Origin of the sequence: Dorea sp. AF36-15AT (genome assembly GCF_003477705.1) — a bacterium.
GTDB classification, from domain to species: domain Bacteria; phylum Bacillota; class Clostridia; order Lachnospirales; family Lachnospiraceae; genus Claveliimonas; species Claveliimonas ammoniilytica.
In genome coordinates this window covers 116,977-133,877 of record NZ_QUDV01000005.1, presented here as the reverse complement: position 1 = coordinate 133,877, position 16,901 = coordinate 116,977, and the positions used below count along the sequence as shown (strand labels likewise).

Annotated in this window: 12 protein-coding genes and 1 pseudogene; 3 read left to right on the top strand and 10 right to left on the bottom strand. The window is 39.9% G+C overall.

What is annotated here, in order from left to right; genetic code table 11:
* Positions 1 to 85 precede the first annotated feature (85 nt).
* The 6 genes and pseudogenes from DWZ93_RS09200 to DWZ93_RS09175 all read right to left on the bottom strand — a co-directional run.
* Positions 86 to 346: pseudogene (locus tag DWZ93_RS09200) on the bottom strand (transposase); the annotation flags it as partial.
* A gap of 146 nt (positions 347 to 492) precedes the next feature.
* On the bottom strand, positions 493 to 1,353 hold the full coding sequence (locus DWZ93_RS09195; RefSeq protein ID WP_118452697.1) for a class II fructose-bisphosphate aldolase: 861 nt from the start codon (positions 1,351 to 1,353) through the stop codon (positions 493 to 495).
* A gap of 151 nt (positions 1,354 to 1,504) precedes the next feature.
* The gene (locus tag DWZ93_RS09190; RefSeq protein WP_118452696.1) at positions 1,505 to 2,458 is read right to left on the bottom strand and encodes an ABC transporter permease; all 954 of its coding nucleotides are present in this window, start codon (positions 2,456 to 2,458) and stop codon (positions 1,505 to 1,507) included.
* Positions 2,459 to 2,461: 3 nt separating this feature from the next.
* Positions 2,462 to 3,967 (bottom strand): sugar ABC transporter ATP-binding protein, encoded by a 1,506-nt coding sequence (locus DWZ93_RS09185; protein ID WP_118452695.1) that lies wholly within the window; start codon positions 3,965 to 3,967, stop codon positions 2,462 to 2,464.
* Between the two features lie 87 nt (positions 3,968 to 4,054).
* The gene (locus tag DWZ93_RS09180) at positions 4,055 to 5,200 is read right to left on the bottom strand and encodes a substrate-binding domain-containing protein (protein WP_118452694.1); all 1,146 of its coding nucleotides are present in this window, start codon (positions 5,198 to 5,200) and stop codon (positions 4,055 to 4,057) included.
* A gap of 122 nt (positions 5,201 to 5,322) precedes the next feature.
* Positions 5,323 to 6,288 carry a sugar-binding transcriptional regulator gene (locus DWZ93_RS09175; protein WP_118452693.1) on the bottom strand — a complete coding sequence of 322 codons (966 nt, stop codon included), beginning with the start codon at positions 6,286 to 6,288 and terminating at the stop codon, positions 5,323 to 5,325.
* Positions 6,289 to 6,786: 498 nt separating this feature from the next.
* On the opposite strand from DWZ93_RS09175, the gene DWZ93_RS09170 reads away from it, so the two are divergent.
* From DWZ93_RS09170 to DWZ93_RS09160, 3 genes are read left to right on the top strand one after another with little or no spacing between them, the layout of a single operon-like run.
* Positions 6,787 to 9,219 carry a glycyl radical protein gene (locus DWZ93_RS09170; RefSeq protein ID WP_118452692.1) on the top strand — a complete coding sequence of 811 codons (2,433 nt, stop codon included), beginning with the start codon at positions 6,787 to 6,789 and terminating at the stop codon, positions 9,217 to 9,219.
* Complete coding sequence (locus DWZ93_RS09165; protein ID WP_158574305.1) at positions 9,209 to 10,150, top strand: glycyl-radical enzyme activating protein; 942 nt, start codon at positions 9,209 to 9,211, stop codon at positions 10,148 to 10,150. The genes DWZ93_RS09170 and DWZ93_RS09165 overlap by 11 nt, the downstream gene beginning before the upstream one ends.
* 28 nt (positions 10,151 to 10,178) lie before the next feature.
* A complete protein-coding gene (locus tag DWZ93_RS09160; RefSeq protein WP_118452690.1) occupies positions 10,179 to 11,090 on the top strand; it encodes a ribokinase in 912 nt (303 codons plus the stop codon).
* 28 nt (positions 11,091 to 11,118) lie between these two features.
* Here the strand turns inward: DWZ93_RS09160 and DWZ93_RS09155 are convergent, their stop codons facing one another.
* The 4 genes from DWZ93_RS09155 to DWZ93_RS09140 all read right to left on the bottom strand — a co-directional run bounded on the left by DWZ93_RS09155 (position 11,119) and on the right by DWZ93_RS09140 (position 16,872).
* Positions 11,119 to 12,528, bottom strand: coding sequence for a DUF512 domain-containing protein (locus DWZ93_RS09155; RefSeq protein ID WP_118452689.1), 1,410 nt, complete (start codon positions 12,526 to 12,528; stop codon positions 11,119 to 11,121).
* Complete coding sequence (locus DWZ93_RS09150) at positions 12,506 to 14,296, bottom strand: bifunctional homocysteine S-methyltransferase/methylenetetrahydrofolate reductase (protein WP_118452688.1); 1,791 nt, start codon at positions 14,294 to 14,296, stop codon at positions 12,506 to 12,508. The genes DWZ93_RS09155 and DWZ93_RS09150 overlap by 23 nt, the downstream gene beginning before the upstream one ends.
* A 162-nt stretch (positions 14,297 to 14,458) precedes the next feature.
* Entirely contained in the window at positions 14,459 to 15,856 is a 1,398-nt protein-coding gene (locus DWZ93_RS09145; RefSeq protein WP_118452687.1) for an alanine/glycine:cation symporter family protein, read from the bottom strand.
* A 176-nt stretch (positions 15,857 to 16,032) separates the two neighbouring features.
* A complete protein-coding gene (locus DWZ93_RS09140; RefSeq protein ID WP_118452747.1) occupies positions 16,033 to 16,872 on the bottom strand; it encodes a PRD domain-containing protein in 840 nt (279 codons plus the stop codon).
* Between the last annotated feature and the right edge of the window lie 29 nt (positions 16,873 to 16,901).

Genomic DNA, 16,901 nt, shown 5'->3' with positions numbered 1-16,901 from the left:
AACTGAATTCTCCAGTGGACTGTCTCTTCTCTTTTGTAACTCTTATTACAGGACGCAAACTCCCCTTGTTTGGATTTCTTGAAGCTCACCCTTCGTTAAATGGTTTTCTGCTCCTTTTCCCTTCGTATTTCTCAATCTCATAATGTAAAAAGCGATGGTATTTCATGATATTCCTGCCAATCGCATACAGCATGAATTCTTTATATACTTTTTCCTCTGACCGGTAGTTAAAATGCCAGAAGTTTTCATTCTCCTTGATATCTTCAAGGTGCCCCTCCATCTGGATTGACCTCTTCTTTCGTTTCAGGATTCTTTCTTCAATCTGGATATTCGTGTTGGATTCTTTAACATAGTTCCATTATAAAGCTATCTTTTTCTCTTTTCAGAGGATAAATTTCAGGGGCAGGAGTGACTCATGCGAGTCACGCTGCCCCTGTTTGGAACTATCATTTCTCGACAGCCCCTGTCTCTTCTTTATAGTATATATATTTTTTATTTACCATCAAATACTAACATTGCTCTCTTAATGTCTTCTTTCATTGCATCCATTGCTTTCAGGCGCAATGCTGAATAAAAGTATGGCTTGCCTTCTTCTACAGATGCGATATATTCTGCCGCTGCATTTCCGGCTGCCTTGTCCATATAAGTAAAGTAGTTGATCTTACGGACACCTGCTACGATTGCCTGATGGTAGTCCGCTTCACTTACACCGGATCCCCCATGCATGACTACCGGGATACCATCTGCCTTGGCACGTACATCTTTTACGATATCAAAGTTCAGCTTTGGCTCAGTAAGATAGATACCATGTGTGGTTCCGAATGAGCAAGCCAGTGCTGCGATACCTGTCTTAGCCACAAAGTCTTTTGCCATATCTGGATTCGTGTAGATCTTCGCACCATCTTCTTCCCCTGGCGTACCTTCACCAAATTCACTTTTCCCCATGCTTCCGAACTCTGCCTCTACGTCTGCTCCATAAGATGCCGCAAGCTTTACTGCTTCACAGGTAGTCTTAACATTTTCCTCATATGGAGTTGTAGATCCATCATACATAACTGCTGTGAATCCCATTTCCAGAGATCGCTTCAGATAATCTAGATCCTCACCGTGATCCAACATTACACATACCGGAACTCTAGCTTTCTTAGCGCGTTCTACCATGATAGGTCCGATTACATCAAGCGGGCACAATTCTTCATGGCACTGTGCATGCATTATAATAGTAGGAAGCTCCACTTCCTCTGCTGCTGCGATTGCTGCACAAAGGCTTTCAAGGTTCGGTGTGTCAAATGCTCCGATCGCAATTTTTTTATCTTCTGCTTCCTGCAGTACTTCTTTTAATGTTGCTAACATACTATACCCTCCTAATTATATCTCCATTCCTGGTAAGTTCGAAATACCCTTGTTCGATACCATAACAGTCGTTGCGCCATCGTTTCATTAGTAATCAACGTATGAATCAAATTATAGATTCCTTATTTTTATGCTTATTGCTTCTTTTATATTATTTGCTTCTTTTAGCCAGTTTCGACTGAATAATTTCGACATAAGCAGCAATAATTATTACAACGCCTGTTGCAACATATTGCCAGAAAGTATCTACTCCCGAAGTTATTAATCCAACCTTTAATGCTGAGAATAAGATTGCACCTATCACAGTTCCCGCTATTGTACCACGTCCTCCTGACATACTTGTTCCACCAATACATGCTGCGGCAATTGCATTCAATTCATATCCGTTACCGGCTGTAGGTTCACCACTTGCAAGCTTCGCAATTAATATCATAGCTGCTAGTCCTGACCCTACTCCGCATATAATATAAGCAACAACTCTATTTCTATCCACCCTAACTCCAGAAAGCTTCGTTGCTTCTTCATTACCTCCCATAGCATATACATAATTTCCAAATCTTGTGTATTTCAGCAAAACATGCGCAATTATTGCGAATACAATCAAAACAACAACCGAAGATCTTAAACCAACTGCAATTTTTCCATAAAATAAACTTCTAAAAGATGAAGCTACCCCTGAAACCGGAAAACCATCTGTAACAATATAAGAAATACCTCTATAGATCGACATTGATCCCATCGTTGCAATAAATGGCTGTAATTTCATATAAGAAACCATAAATCCATTGACAAGTCCTAATACAGCCCCAAGCAGAGCAGAGATAACAACTACACCCACAACGTTCATACCACCTGACGATAGTTTGGCTGCAGTTACGGCAACTAATGCCAAAATCGATCCCACAGACAAATCAATTCCACCCGTAATAATCACAAATGTCATTCCTATTCCCATCAATCCAAAAATAACCGACTGTTCAATAATATCGCTGATATTTAATACAGATATGTAAATTGGGTTAATAACTGTAAAAACTATCACAATCACTGCCAATGCTGCTAAAAGTGTTAATTCTCTTTCCATTTTTTTGAATTTATTTTTCATACCTTACACCTCATTTTCCTCTAATGCACATGTCAGAATCATTTGCTCATTAAATTCGTTACGATCAATTTCTGCTGTAATTTTTCCATCTTTCATTACATATATGCGATCGCTCATTCCCATAACTTCTGTCAGTTCTGAAGAAACCATAATTATTGACTTACCTTGCTCCAAGAGTTCCTCCATAAGTGCATATATTTCGGCTTTTGCTCCAACATCAATTCCTTTTGTCGGTTCGTCAAAAATCATAATGTCACCTGACGCAGACAACCACTTACCAAGAACAACTTTCTGCTGATTACCACCAGACAGATTAGCCGTCATAAAGTTAGGATCATTTGGTTTCAAATTAATACTCCCTAATAGTTTTGTTGCTTGATCTAGTTTTTTACGATGATTAATCAATCCATATTTTGTAAAATTCCCCAATGAAGCCAATGCCATATTCTCTCCATTACTCAAGTTGTAATTAAATCCTTGCCTCTTACGGTCTTCCGGAATCAACGCAATGCCTGACTTCACCGCATCTGTGGGATTTTTAATATTCACTTCTTTACCATGAATACTAATAGAACCTGTTTTTTTCTTGGAAGCCCCAAACACTGTGCGCATCACATCTGTCCTTCCAGCTCCAACCAATCCAAAAAATCCAAGTATCTCTCCTTTATATAAATTAAAATCTACATTTTTCACCATACCATCGTCAGAAAGATTATCAACACGCATAACTTCAACCCCTCTATCCACTCTGGATGGTTTTTGACGTGTCGCAAACATTTCAACATCACGCCCTACCATATTGTAAATCAATTTTTCCTTTGTCATATCTTTCATTTCAAATGTGCCAATATACTTTCCATCTCGCATAACTGTAGCACGATCTGCTATACGAAAAATTTCATCTAAACGATGACTGATATACAAGATAGTAATACCCTTTTCTTTCAACTCTTCTATTATTTCAAATAGTATTTCTGTTTCTTGTGTACTAAGTGATGCTGTTGGCTCATCCAAAGATAACACTTTCGAATTCAAATATAACGCTTTTGCAATCTGCAAGATCTGCATTTCACCATTAGTCAAATCACCCGTTTTATCAGTTGGCTTAATTGTGCAGTGTAATCGCTGTAATACTTTTTCAACATCCTTATTTAATTTCTTAAAATCAATTATTCCAAATTTTTTCGGTTCATTGCCCAATGCAATATTCTGTGCAACTGTCATCTCAGGAACCATATTAATTTCTTGATGTACCTTTGCTATTCCATATCGTATTGCGTCATTTGCCGTATCAAATGACATTTTTTCTCCATCAATCAACAATTCCCCATCTGTAGGCTGATAAATTCCATGTAAAATATTCAAAAGTGTTGATTTTCCAGCTCCATTCTCACCCAGAATTGCATGTGTTTCACCTTTTTTGATCGTGAAATTAATATCATTCAAAGCTTTTACACCTGGGAATTCTTTGGATATATGTCTGAACTCAATATATTGTTCCTTACTCATACTGTCCGCTCCTTCAATAACTTTTATCATTTTCAAATGCAAAAGGGCAGCCAATAATAGACTGCCCCGTCTTGCTGTTATTGGTAATTACTTACTGTATTCAGATACCCATTCAAGATCTTTCCATCCTACAATGTCAGCCTCCGGTGTATCAATATTATCACTTGACATACCAGCTACAGGAGTTGTAATATTCTCCGGAAGATTTTCACCAGCCAATGTACGAATAGCCTCTACAAGTGCAATTTTTCCTACATAATGTGGAAAATTATTTGTAGTATAATCCAAATCTCCTTCTTTTATAGAGGTAAGAGCCTCGGAAATAGCATCTGTACCACCAACGATGACTTCATCCATTTTATCCGCACCTCTAACTGCCTCTACAACTCCCATTGCCATAGTATCATTATTACAATAAATACCCTTCAGATCTGGATATGCTTTTAGCATAGTATCTGCAACATCCTTCGCCTTTGAACGATCCCAATCGCCATTCTGCACATCAACAACTTCAATATTCAGATCATTTTTTTCGAAGTATTCTGAAAATCCATTGGTTCTTTCTGGTGTGATTGGGTTGCTTGCAATACCAGTTATAACTGCAACCTGTCCACCTTCATCGCCTATCTTTTCAGCAAAATATTCCGCTGCTGCCTGACCTTCCGCATACGCATTAGAGCCAACACAAATATTTACATACGGATCATCTTTAAACTCTACCCATACTGGGATAACCGGAATACCTGCTTCCTGTGCACGTTCAATGCCAGGAACACAGTTAGAATCCGTGATAGGTCCTACAATAATCGCATCATATCCCTTATTTACCATATCAGTCATAATCGATAACTGGCCCTCATAATCTGTTTCCCCCTGCGGAGATACCGTATCCAATGTCACGTCAAAACCAGCTTCATTCATCTTATCAACTTCTTCTTGGATTCCGTCATCAACCATCTGCCAAAATTCATTTTCCAATGCTTTTGGAATAAATCCAATCGTCAGTTTTTTATCTGGAACTAACACTTCAGAACCCCAGAGTTTGTCAACCAATTCCATGTAATCTACTTTCTCTTCCATAGATCCATAATCCCATTGTTTCGCTTCCGTTTTGGTTGAATTGTCATTTGATTTTGCATCTGTGTCCGAACTATTGCTTCCACATCCTGCCATCGATGCAACCATTGCAACACATGTAACCAGCGCCATCAGAGTTACTAATCTTTTTTTCATGTTTACATCCTCCTTGATTTAATTTTTATAAGTTGCGACTCTCTACGCAGCTTCATTTGCCCGCAGCAAATAAAACTCTTACTTAACCTGACAAATCGTCCATCAAGAGGAATGTATAACCATTAAATTCCCAGACGGTCTGCCATTTCTATCACATCGACTATTGTCTTTTGATCCGTAATCAATGTGTCTAAATATCCACCATTGAGTGCCCCCAGAATAGAAGCAACTTTATGATCTCCATTTGCAATTCCAACAACATTTTTATGTTTTTGAATTTCATCCAAGCCAGTTTTTACAAAACGATCACACAATGGGTTATTACATATATTTCCATATATATCATAAAAATTAGAGCATATATCCCCGCACACATTACTGTTCTTTAATTCTCGAATTGTCTCCATATCATAGCGCATACTGGATTTACTGGCAGCTGTATTTGGCGTAGGACCGATTCCTACCAGCGTCAAATCTGAACTTCTGGCTTTATCTACTATAGAAGTAAATGACTTATCACTCATAATACTTTGAGCTGTCTCTGCCTTTTCGCATACAAACGGAGCGTTCATTACATATCCTGTCCCTTTGTATTTCCGAAGCAAATTCTGGGCAATCGTATTCGGCTGCATCTGCATTCCAATTGTTCCCTGCGCTCCTAACAAGGTATATACCTCAATATCCTTAATAAAATTACTGCCAGTGAGATAGTCCACCAAAATTTCCAGTGTTGCGCCCCAGGTAAGCGATATTTTAATTCCGTCAAACATTAAACTATCTACCATGCGAGCAGCTGCATATGCCACATCATGACATGTTCCCGAAAAAGAAGGAGCAATTTCTATATCTTTTAGATGAAATCTTTCTTTAGCCATCTCTTCCAGTTCAAGAATACCAATTGTATTATCGTGATCGACGATATCAATCCTCACTATCCCTTCATCCAGAGCTTCCTTTAATAATTTATTCAATGTTACTCTGGATACATTTAACGTATCTGCGATGTCAGCTAATTTCATATCTTTTTTATAGTAATAATATGCTGCCTTAACCTTTAAATCATGTTTATAATCTTGCGATAATGCCATAACACCCTCCTATATCTGCTGATTCTTATCAACTTCACTCTTGAATAATTTAATATATCGAATACATATAATTAAACCTTAATGCCGGGTGTTCAAAAAGTCAATATACATTCTGCTTTTCCTTTGTCAATTCGCATTATATGATTTATGTTTCATCTATTTTGTTTTTTCTTTTCTACGCACTGTACATTTGTAAACTTGATTTACGTTTATTATATATCTTTTTCTTTCATTGTCAATACTTTTTCACAATTTTACTATAAGTTTTCGTTTTATTGTTGCTTTGATTATTTGTATTATATGATTTTAGCTTTATTTCTCGACTATTTTTATGCATTTTGACACATCATACCATTTCAAGGAATAATATACTTTATATTTTTAACCATCTTGTATAGTGTAAATTGAATCAAATATTTATATATTGACTTTTCACTTTTATTGATATATTATTCATTTGTAAAGCAGTTTACTATTTTAAACTTTTTTAAAGGAGAGATGAAAGAAATGTATAAAACTTATAAAGAATGCACTTTATCCAACAAACAGTTAAAACGTATTAATCAATTAAAAAAAGAATCTCTCGATGTAGAGCAGGAAGTCTGCGTACAAAGAGCTCGTTATTTAACCGAGGCCTATCAGGAGCACACAGACGAACCTCTCATCAAACGACGTGCTTATGCTTTTAAAAATATTTTAGACAATATAGATCTATTTATTGAGCCAGGTCAACTGTTGGCTGGTAATCATGCTGCATCTCTACGAGCAGCATCTATCTTTCCTGAATATTGTGTTAACTGGATTTTTGAAGAAATTGACCAATTAGATAAACGTCCTGGGGATCGCTTTCAGGTTAGTCCAGATACTCGAAAAGAACTATTAGAAATAGCAGGATGGTGGAAAGGCAAAACTCTTGAAGACAGATGTCAGGCAACCTTACCTGCTTCTGTTAAAGACGCTTATCAAGCTTCTGTTTTATCAGCAAATGGAAACATGACTTCCGGTGATGGACATATTATGTTGGATTTCGAAAAGATTCTTCATTATGGTGCTCAGGGAATCATTGACGAAGCCAAAGATAATTTAGATGCCCTCGACCTAACAGTTCCAGGCAATCATTATAAACGTATTTTTTATGAATCTGTCATTATCACTTACGAAGGCATGATCGACTACGCTAAACGATATGTTGCATTAGCAAAAGAACTGGCTGCACAAGCAACAGCATCCGAAGAAAAAGCCAACTACTTACATATCGCTGATGTTTGCAGCCATGTACCACAATACCCGGCAAGAACATTCGCAGAAGGCGTACAATGTGTCTGGTTTGCACATCTTCTTTCACAAATAGAAAGCAATGGGCATTCTATGTCATTCGGTCGTCTGGATCAATATTTGTATCCATATTATAAGAACGATATCGAAACCGAAAAATGCACACAAGAAAAAGCCACCGAGCTCCTTGCATGCTTATGGATAAAAGCTTTTGGTGTTGTAAAAATCAGACCATGGAGCCATACTCGCTTTTCAGGCGGTGATCCAACCTATCAGAATTTGACGTTAGGAGGCATCACTCCTGAAGGAGATGATGCCGTAAACGATCTCACTATGATCTGTCTGGACAGCGTCAGTCTGACACGTTTAACCCAACCTAACGTTTCTGCACGTTTTAACGAAAAGAATCCACAGTCATATTTAGAAAAATGTGTAGAAGTAATCCGACTCGGCTTTGGTATGCCAGCAATGCATGGTGACCATGTTATGATTCCTTCTCTCATCAATCGTGGAGTTGCTCCAGCTGACGCTAATAACTATGCAATTGTCGGCTGCATCGAACCTATCATTCCAGGAAAATTTGGTTATCGTAGTGCCGGCATGAGTTTTACGAACTTTGCAAAAGTACTGGAAATCACATTGAACGGAGGTACTGATCCGCGAACTGGAATTACACTTTTAAAACAGGATAAAGATTTTGCTTCAATGACATCCACCGAAGAACTCCGCAAATATTATGATGCCCAAATGGCTTATGTTGTCAAAACACGCGTAATCGGTGAACACTGTATCGACTATGCCATCGAAGAGCTTGTCCCTGACGCATTTTGCTCAGGTCTGATTCAAGATTGTTTAAAACGAGGAAAGAACGCAAAAGAAGGTGGCAGTGTATATGATATGGTTACTGGTCCTGAAACAGGAATCACAAACGTTGCCAACAGCATAGCCGCTATAAAGAAAATCGTCTTTGAAGAGAAAAAACTTACACCAGCAGAACTGTTAAATGTTTTACACACAAACTTCGAAGGTGAAACTGGCGAAAACATACGTAGAATGCTCCTTAATAAAGCTCCAAAATTCGGCAATGACGATGATTATGTGGATAAGATTAGTTCCAGTGTTTACCTGTCTTTTATGAAGGAACAAGACAGATACCCAACAACACGAATTGGACGTGGACCGATTGGATGTTTAAGCTACCCATGTACAGCAACCATTTCGGGAAATGTTCCATCTGGACTTCCTGTAGGGGCATCTCCTGATGGACGAAAATCCGGTGAACCATTATCAGAGGGTTGCTCACCGTATCACGGAACAGATAAGCTTGGTCCAACAGCTGTACTAAATTCCATCGCCAAAATGCCAAACCACTTGATTACAGGTGGAAATCTGTTAAACATCCGATTAGCACCATCTGTAATGGTCTCTCACGACGGAATCAAAAAAGTTATGGGACTTATTCAGGCTTTCTTTGCAATGGATGGATGGCATGTTCAGTTTAATGTAACCTCTACCGAAACATTACTTGACGCAAAGAAAAATCCAGAAAATTATAAAGATCTGGTAGTACGAGTTGCTGGATATAGTGCTCTTTTTAATGATCTTGAAGAAAAAACAAAAGACGACATCATTGCAAGAACTGAACATGAACTATAATAACCGAGGTGATATATTGAACAATTCAATCAAAGGAATAATAAGCGAAATAGAAAGATATGCCGTTAAAGATGGACCAGGCATAAGAACTGTTGTTTTCTTTAAAGGATGTCCTCTCAAATGCATCTGGTGTGCTAATCCAGAAACTCAAAAGAATACTCATCAATTGATGTACTGGCCTACTCGCTGTATTGGTTGTAAAAAATGTATTCAGATTTGTCCCCAAAAAGCACTAAGCTGGAATACTACAGGTATAATGATCAATCGTTCCAACTGCATTTCCTGCAACGTGTGTACAAACACTTGCAATAGTCAGGCACTTACCATGTCAGGTGAACTAAAAAATGTAGAAGAAGTACTTGATACAATAAAAAAAGACAACTCTTTTTATCAGGTTTCCGGCGGTGGCGTCACTTTTTCTGGTGGCGAAGCAACATATCAGAAAGATTTTCTCATTCAACTTGCTCAAAGATGTAAAGATGAAGGTATCTCTACCTGTATTGAAACCTGCGGATATGCATCACAAGAAGTATATCAAGATCTTCTTCCATACATTGACTACTTTTTCTATGATCTTAAATTGATAAACGAAAAAAAACACACAAAGTATACTGGTGTGTCAAATAAACTAATTTTAAGTAATTTCTGTTATTTGCAAGATGCTGGTGCTGATGTAACCGTTAGAATCCCCATCATACCTGGCATCAACAACACCGAGTCCAACATCAATGATTCGATACACTTCCTTCTGGAGCATGCTCCAGGCTGTCATGTCAGTTTGCTTCCTTATCATCGTTTAGGAGCATCCAAATACGGCAAACTCGATATGCATTACAGCCTGGAGGAGTTAGCTCCTCCATCAGATGAAGAAATGCAATCGCTAAAAGATCTGTTTGTAAAGCATGGGTTTTATGTAACAATCGGAGAATAAGTTTCAGCAAAATATTGGAGGTAATTCTATGATTTTAGAAGTTGGTACAATTAATTTAGATCACATTATAACCTGTCAACATCTTCCAGAACCTAAAGAAAGTATTTTATGCAAGGATGTTACTCTAATGCTTGGCGGCAAGGGTGCTAACCAAATTGCTGCCGCCGGGAGGTTAGGTGCTGAGACGATATTGATCAGTATGATCGGTGAAAATGACCCTAATAATACAATTCTATTTCACGATTTGAACTGGGCAGGAGTAAATACTGATTTTATAGGCATTGCATCTGATATGTCCAGTGGATCCGCATTCGTATGTGTTGAAGACTCAGGGCAAAATGCAATCATCATAAACGTTGGTGCCAATGCAGCAATTACACCTGCGATTATCGATCAAAACAAAGCTTGTTTCGAAAAATCCGACGTATGTATCACTGAGTTTTCCGTACCAATTGATACTTGCGAATATGCCATAAAAATTGCAAAAGGAAATAACAATTTAACAATTGTAAACCCTGCCCCATATGCTGAAATATCAAATAACTTTTTCAAAAATATCGACATTATCACGCCAAACGAAATGGAGGCAGCTGATTTTTGTGGTTTTCCTGTAACAGATGAATCAAGTGCTTCTGAAGCATGTTACTTCTTCCATAGTAAAGGTGTTAAAAATGTTGTAATTACAATGGGACATCAAGGTGCTTTTGTTTCCGATGGACATTCTCAACTCATGATACCAAGTTATAAAGTCAACGCCATCGACACAAGCGGTGCAGGCGACTCTTTTAATGGTGGTCTCGCTTATGCCTGCTCTCTCAAAAAAGATATTTTTACAGCTGCCAAATTCGGCAATGCAGTAGCTTCTCTCAGTGTACAAAAAAAAGGAACAGCTCGCTCGATGCCAACCTTAGCAGAAGCCCTCTCTGTATACCACATCTAAAAAAGATTGCGCTTTATGCGCAATCTTTTTACCTGTCATATGCATTTACATATACAAATTCTTCGTTTTCTCTCTCCATCTGATATTCTTCATCAAGAATCGCATCTACAAAGTCCTGTCCACCAGGTTCGATTGCTGTCAGATGTACTTCTAATGCTTTTTCCACCTGCTGCACCGTCATATCATCCAGGAACACTTCTTCGCCTGTACGTAACATGTTAGACGGAATCAGAAGTGTCTCACCAAGATCCACCCCCTGTTCTTTATATTCCAACAGTTGTGTTACCAGATCCTGTCCCGTAATCAGACCGGATACGGTAATCGTCTCTCCAAAGAAATCATTGCGGATTGCATATACATGAACCACGAGACCCGGATATAGCTTCATCAGCTGCTCTGCAAACTGACAAATCGTCGGATACGTCAGCTTACCGGTAGCAATAGTCAGCGTACGTTCCATTGGCTTTCCTTCCAGATGCCTCACCGCCTCTTCAAACTCTTCGATAAAGAGACGCATCATGCCTACACCATTTTCCAGCTGAATGTACCCGTCATACCGCTCTTCTTCCGGAAAATCACGTTCTGCGGTAATATACCATTCATCACTGGCGTGAATAAAATGAAGTCCGTATTCTTCATAGAACTTCTTCTGATAGCTCTCGATCAGGTCAATAACCGCTCCCGCCTCTTCTTTGGTATATAACTCCAATGGATATAACCCATCCCGGTATTTGGTAATACCTGCCGGAACGGCCGACACACTCCGCATAAATGGCAGATACTTTGACAGATCCTCAATACTTCTTCTCAGTTCATCCCCATCGTTAACGCCCTTACAGCATACAATCTGACCATTCATCTCCACATGTCCTTCATACAGCTGATCCAGATATTTTAATTTATCACCTGCGAACCGATTGTGAAGCATCTTACAGCGAAGTTCCGGATTGGTACTCTGCACCGATATATTGATCGGCGCAAGCTGCATATGAATAATGCGCTCTACATCTTTCTCCGACATATTGGTAAGCGTGATATAGTTTCCTTGCAGAAATGACAGTCTGGAATCGTCATCTTTAAAATACAGGGTCTCACGCATACCCGGGGGCATCTGATCGATAAAGCAGAAAATGCATTTATTACTACAAGATCTGTAATCGCTCATCAGCCCATTGTCAAACTCAATTCCCAGATCATCATCGTAATCCTTATCAATCTCCAGCAGCCATTCTTCTCCATCTGCCTTGCGGATCAGCACTTCGATATAATCATCTTTTATATAGTAACGATAATCAAATACATCTCCGATTTCCTGCTTATTAATCCGAAGCAGCACATCGCCCGGTTCAATTCCCATCTCCTCGGCAATTGAACCCGGATAGACTTCTTTGATCAAATGTTCATTCTTCTTCAACTTATTCTCCTTGCTTAATCGCATTGATAATGCGGTTCACCAGTCCCACTCTATGGAATGGTGTCATCAGATAAAATCCATCTGCAGCCCCACGCAGTGCTTCTGCAATATCCAGGCAAAGCGCTACTGCTGTATCCTCCGCCTCTTCACGGCTCATTTCTGGATCATATCGGTTCAGAATCTCATCATTTACATGAATGCCCGGCATCTCATTCTTCATAAATAGTGCATTTCTGTAGCTGACTAACGGCATCAGACCACAGATAATCTTCGCACCCGTCATCTCTTTCAGCTCGATCACTCTCTGTACATCTTCCTCTGAGAATATCGGCTGTGTCAGGAAATATGCACATCCTGCTTCCATCTTTTTACGCATTCTGCCGGAAATTGCCCGGATATTATTACCTGCATAATTAAGCGCACCGCCATAATACACCGGCTGATCCGGGAATATCTCTTCATTCATGTGCTGCAGATATTCCATAAAACGGATAGAGTTTACATCAAATACACCGGTAATCTTGCCACGGTTATCCGGTCCCACCGGATCTCCCGTGATCACGAGAAAATCGCGTATACCATTCGCATGTGCACCCAATATTTCTGAGCGAAGACCAATCAGGTTGCGGTCACGCATTGCCACATGCGGCATCACAGAAATGTCTGTCAGACGCTTTGCATAAACAGCCAAAAGTGCTGCATCTGCCCTGGATCTTGCCAATGGTGAATCCGATACCGTTATCATATCCACTCCATTTTCCTTTAATGCATAAACTCCCTTACTGAATTTATCCATCTGCGCATCAAACGGCGCATCCAGTTCAACTACAAACACCTTCTCGCCACGATCTAACTTGCTGATAAAATCAGTCGGTGCTGCATTACTTACACTCTCTCCATCCGCATTTTCCTCTACAACCTCTTTTGGTTGAGGTGCCTGTCCACCAAGTACTTTTTTCAATGCAGCAATATGTTCCGGTGTAGTACCACAACATCCACCTGCAATATTAATTCCCAGTGGGATCATGCGTTCCATCTGCTTCGCATAATACTCCGGATCATCTCCATAATGCATTCTGCCGCGGAGCTCCTGCTGATATCCGGCATTCGGAAGCACACTTAACATACATTCCTTTGGAAATGTCTGCTTCTCCAAAAGTTTCCGAAGATGTGCAGCACCTACGCCACAGTTAAATCCAAAGACATCGACCGTCTCCATCTGACACAACTTATCAATAATCTCTTTCATTCCGAATCCATACTGGGTATACCCGGATGGATTCAAAGAAAACTGAACGATCACGACGGACTCTTCACACTGACTCTTACAATATTCTGATAATGGTTGAACCCATTTTAATTCCAACATCGTCTCAAGTACAAAAATGTGAATGCCTTCTGCCAGCATCGAATTTATAAGGAACTGATATTCCTTTATCGTATTCTCATCATCTTCTGTCACCGTCTGGCGGATTGGTCCGATCGATGCAGCAATTTCCACTTCACGACTGGATTCTGCTACCGCCTGTCTCGCACAGGCAATCGCTGCATGAATCGCTCTCTTGCATTCCTCCTGCTTCGGAAACATCAGATGATTCACTGCAAAGGTATTCGTTCTGATCAGTTCTGCTCCTGCCTTAATGTATGCCTTATGTATTGCAGTAATCTCCTCCGGATGCACAAGATTCGCTTCCTCTGCCTCCAGTTCTGTACCATACTGCTGATTATAATAAGTGCCCATTGCACCATCCATCAATAAAATGTGATCTTTTATCTTGTCCAATAATCTCATAATGCTCTCCTCTTCTGTCACATTATATGTTATAATAACATACTTTCTGACTGTTCACCAGATAATTAACAATGGATTTATTCAATCATCCGATACTAAACAAAAAGCTGTGCACCATTTTTGTACACAGCTCTTTCTTAACAAATTTTTCTAGAACCCTATTTAAGAATCCTTTCCTTCTCCTGCAAAATATTCTTTTGTCATCTTCACTACCGTACCAGACAGCAGGAATACTGCAATCAAGTTCGGAATCGCCATCAGTCCGTTAAATGTCTCCGCGATACTCCACAAAAGACCCAACTCAACAGTAGCACCAAGAATCGCCACCAACGAATATGCCACCATAAATGGCTTGATTACCTTTGCGTCAAACAAAAACTCAATACATCTTGCCCCATACAATCCCCATCCGAGAATTGTAGAAAATGCAAAACAGCACATTGCCACTGCAGTAAAAATAGATACCCAGTTACCATATGTTGCTGTGAATCCTGCAATCGTAAGCTCCGCTCCTGCTGCTTCACCATACGGAACAGACACACCGCTACACAGGATAACTAATGCTGTCAGTGTACAGATCACGATAGTGTCTGCAAACACTTCAAAGATACCGAAAAGTCCCTGCTTTACAGGCTTCCTGGTATCTGCACAGGCGTGTGCAATGGAACCTGTACCAAGACCTGCCTCATTAGAAAAGATACCTCTGGATACACCTTTCTTCATACTTAAGAAGAAACTTCCGATCACACCACCGGTTACTGCTGATGGATGGAACGCACCTTCAAAGATTGAAGCAAATACAGCCGGGATATTCTGAAAATGAAATACAACAACGCCAAGTGCAAGCACAATATAAAACACTGCCATAAATGGCACCAGACGCTCTGTAACCTGTCCAATCCTCTTCACCCCGCCAAGCAGGATCAAACCAACCAGAAACGTAATCGCAATACCAATAATCCAGTTCATTACAGGTACTGCATCTGTTGAAATCACATGATAATTCAAAAGTGCAGAATCAATTGCTGTCGTAATCGTATTCACCTGTGTGGCATTACCGGTTCCAAATACCGTCAGCACGCCAAATCCTGCAAACAGATACGCCAACCATCGCCAATTTTTCCCAAGTCCGTTCTTAATATAGTACATCGGGCCACCGACAAGGTCTCCCTCTGCATTGCGCTCTCTGAAATGTACTGCCAGCGTAACCTCAAAAAATTTGGTACACATACCGAGAATCGCTGATATCCACATCCAAAACACCGCTCCTGGTCCGCCGATAGCAATTGCTCCGGCTACACCTGCAATATTACCGGTACCGACCGTTGCTGCAAGTGCTGTACAAACTGCCTGAAACGGCGTCAGTGCTCCATCGGATGCCTCCTTTTTACGAAACATTCTTCCGATCGTTGTCTGAATCGCATATCCAAACTTACGAATCTGAAGAAATCCGGTACGTATACTCAAATACAGTCCCACACCAATGATACAAATCATTGCAGGAACTCCCCAGATAAAATCGTTAATCACACTGTTGACTGATTCAATTGTATGTAGCATCTTTTCAACCTCTTCCACTCTCATATAAACTATACGTTCATTTTTTTGTTATCATAATAGCATACGAAAGTAGAAAAGTAAATTTAGTCTTTTAATTAACCAGTCTGATACTTTCTTAACTTTTCATGGATAAAAGAAAAGGTCATACGCTATTGTTCACGCACAACCTTTTCTTCTCATTCATTTAATTCTTCATCCGTAAGTATTCGCTGCAGATGCATTGCCAAATATCCGATCTCTACTTTTGAGAACTGACAACGCATATCTTTTCCAAGCTTCTCACAGATCTGTGCTGCCATCTGAAACTCTTCCGGAAACTTCTGCCCCATATAATCATTCATATCCAGCTTCAGTACTTCGCCGCTCATCTGTCTCGCCACCATATAACGGACGTGATTCATCAAACGATTATAAGATAGGGACATGACATTCAGCTTCTTATCCAATACATTTTCCACATAAGACACACAGTCTCTGACCGCCTGCGCGATCTGCATTGCCTGGGATAATTCTTCTTTTTCGATTGCCGTATGGACATGAAGCGCAATATATCCCACTTCATGCTCATCCATATCAATACCCATTCTTTTCTTTAAGATCGGCACTACAGTCAGTGCCACTTTATATTCCGAATAAAACAGCAGGCGGATATCCTCTGTCAGCGGATTACTGATCGTCTCACCGGACTGGATACGTTTTACCGCATATTCAATATGATCTGCCATAGGAAATAATACGCTTTGATCAATCTTCCCAAAGACTCTCTCAGCTTCCTGCAACACCAGGTCTGCCACTTCCAGATATTCCGGCGGAATACTTCTGGCAAGCTTACTGGCACTGCCACGCCTGGTCGTCTCCTTCAGCGAATACATCGATACTTCATCCGGAAGCTCTACACGTTCCGTAACCTTCTTTCCAAATCCGATTCCTTTCGCCATGATCAGATATTCCTGGTGATCTTCCTCCTGGATTCCGATGATGGTATTGTGATTCAATACCTTGCTGATTCTGTACATCCGTTCTGCCCTCATTCTCTCCGGAGCTT

Excerpts from the sequence above, each read along its gene's own strand:
- DWZ93_RS09195 (WP_118452697.1), bottom strand. The coding sequence starts at position 1,353 with ATGTTAGCAACATTAAAAGAAGTACTGCAGGAAGCAGAAGATAAAAAA.
- DWZ93_RS09190 (WP_118452696.1), bottom strand. The coding sequence starts at position 2,458 with ATGAAAAATAAATTCAAAAAAATGGAAAGAGAATTAACACTTTTAGCA.
- DWZ93_RS09185 (WP_118452695.1), bottom strand. The coding sequence starts at position 3,967 with ATGAGTAAGGAACAATATATTGAGTTCAGACATATATCCAAAGAATTC.
- DWZ93_RS09180 (WP_118452694.1), bottom strand. The coding sequence starts at position 5,200 with ATGAAAAAAAGATTAGTAACTCTGATGGCGCTGGTTACATGTGTTGCA.
- DWZ93_RS09175 (WP_118452693.1), bottom strand. The coding sequence starts at position 6,288 with ATGGCATTATCGCAAGATTATAAACATGATTTAAAGGTTAAGGCAGCA.
- DWZ93_RS09170 (WP_118452692.1), top strand. The coding sequence starts at position 6,787 with ATGAAAGAAATGTATAAAACTTATAAAGAATGCACTTTATCCAACAAA.
- DWZ93_RS09165 (WP_158574305.1), top strand. The coding sequence starts at position 9,209 with ATGAACTATAATAACCGAGGTGATATATTGAACAATTCAATCAAAGGA.
- DWZ93_RS09160 (WP_118452690.1), top strand. The coding sequence starts at position 10,179 with ATGATTTTAGAAGTTGGTACAATTAATTTAGATCACATTATAACCTGT.
- DWZ93_RS09155 (WP_118452689.1), bottom strand. The coding sequence starts at position 12,528 with ATGCGATTAAGCAAGGAGAATAAGTTGAAGAAGAATGAACATTTGATC.
- DWZ93_RS09150 (WP_118452688.1), bottom strand. The coding sequence starts at position 14,296 with ATGAGATTATTGGACAAGATAAAAGATCACATTTTATTGATGGATGGT.
- DWZ93_RS09145 (WP_118452687.1), bottom strand. The coding sequence starts at position 15,856 with ATGCTACATACAATTGAATCAGTCAACAGTGTGATTAACGATTTTATC.
- DWZ93_RS09140 (WP_118452747.1), bottom strand. The coding sequence starts at position 16,872 with ATGTACAGAATCAGCAAGGTATTGAATCACAATACCATCATCGGAATC.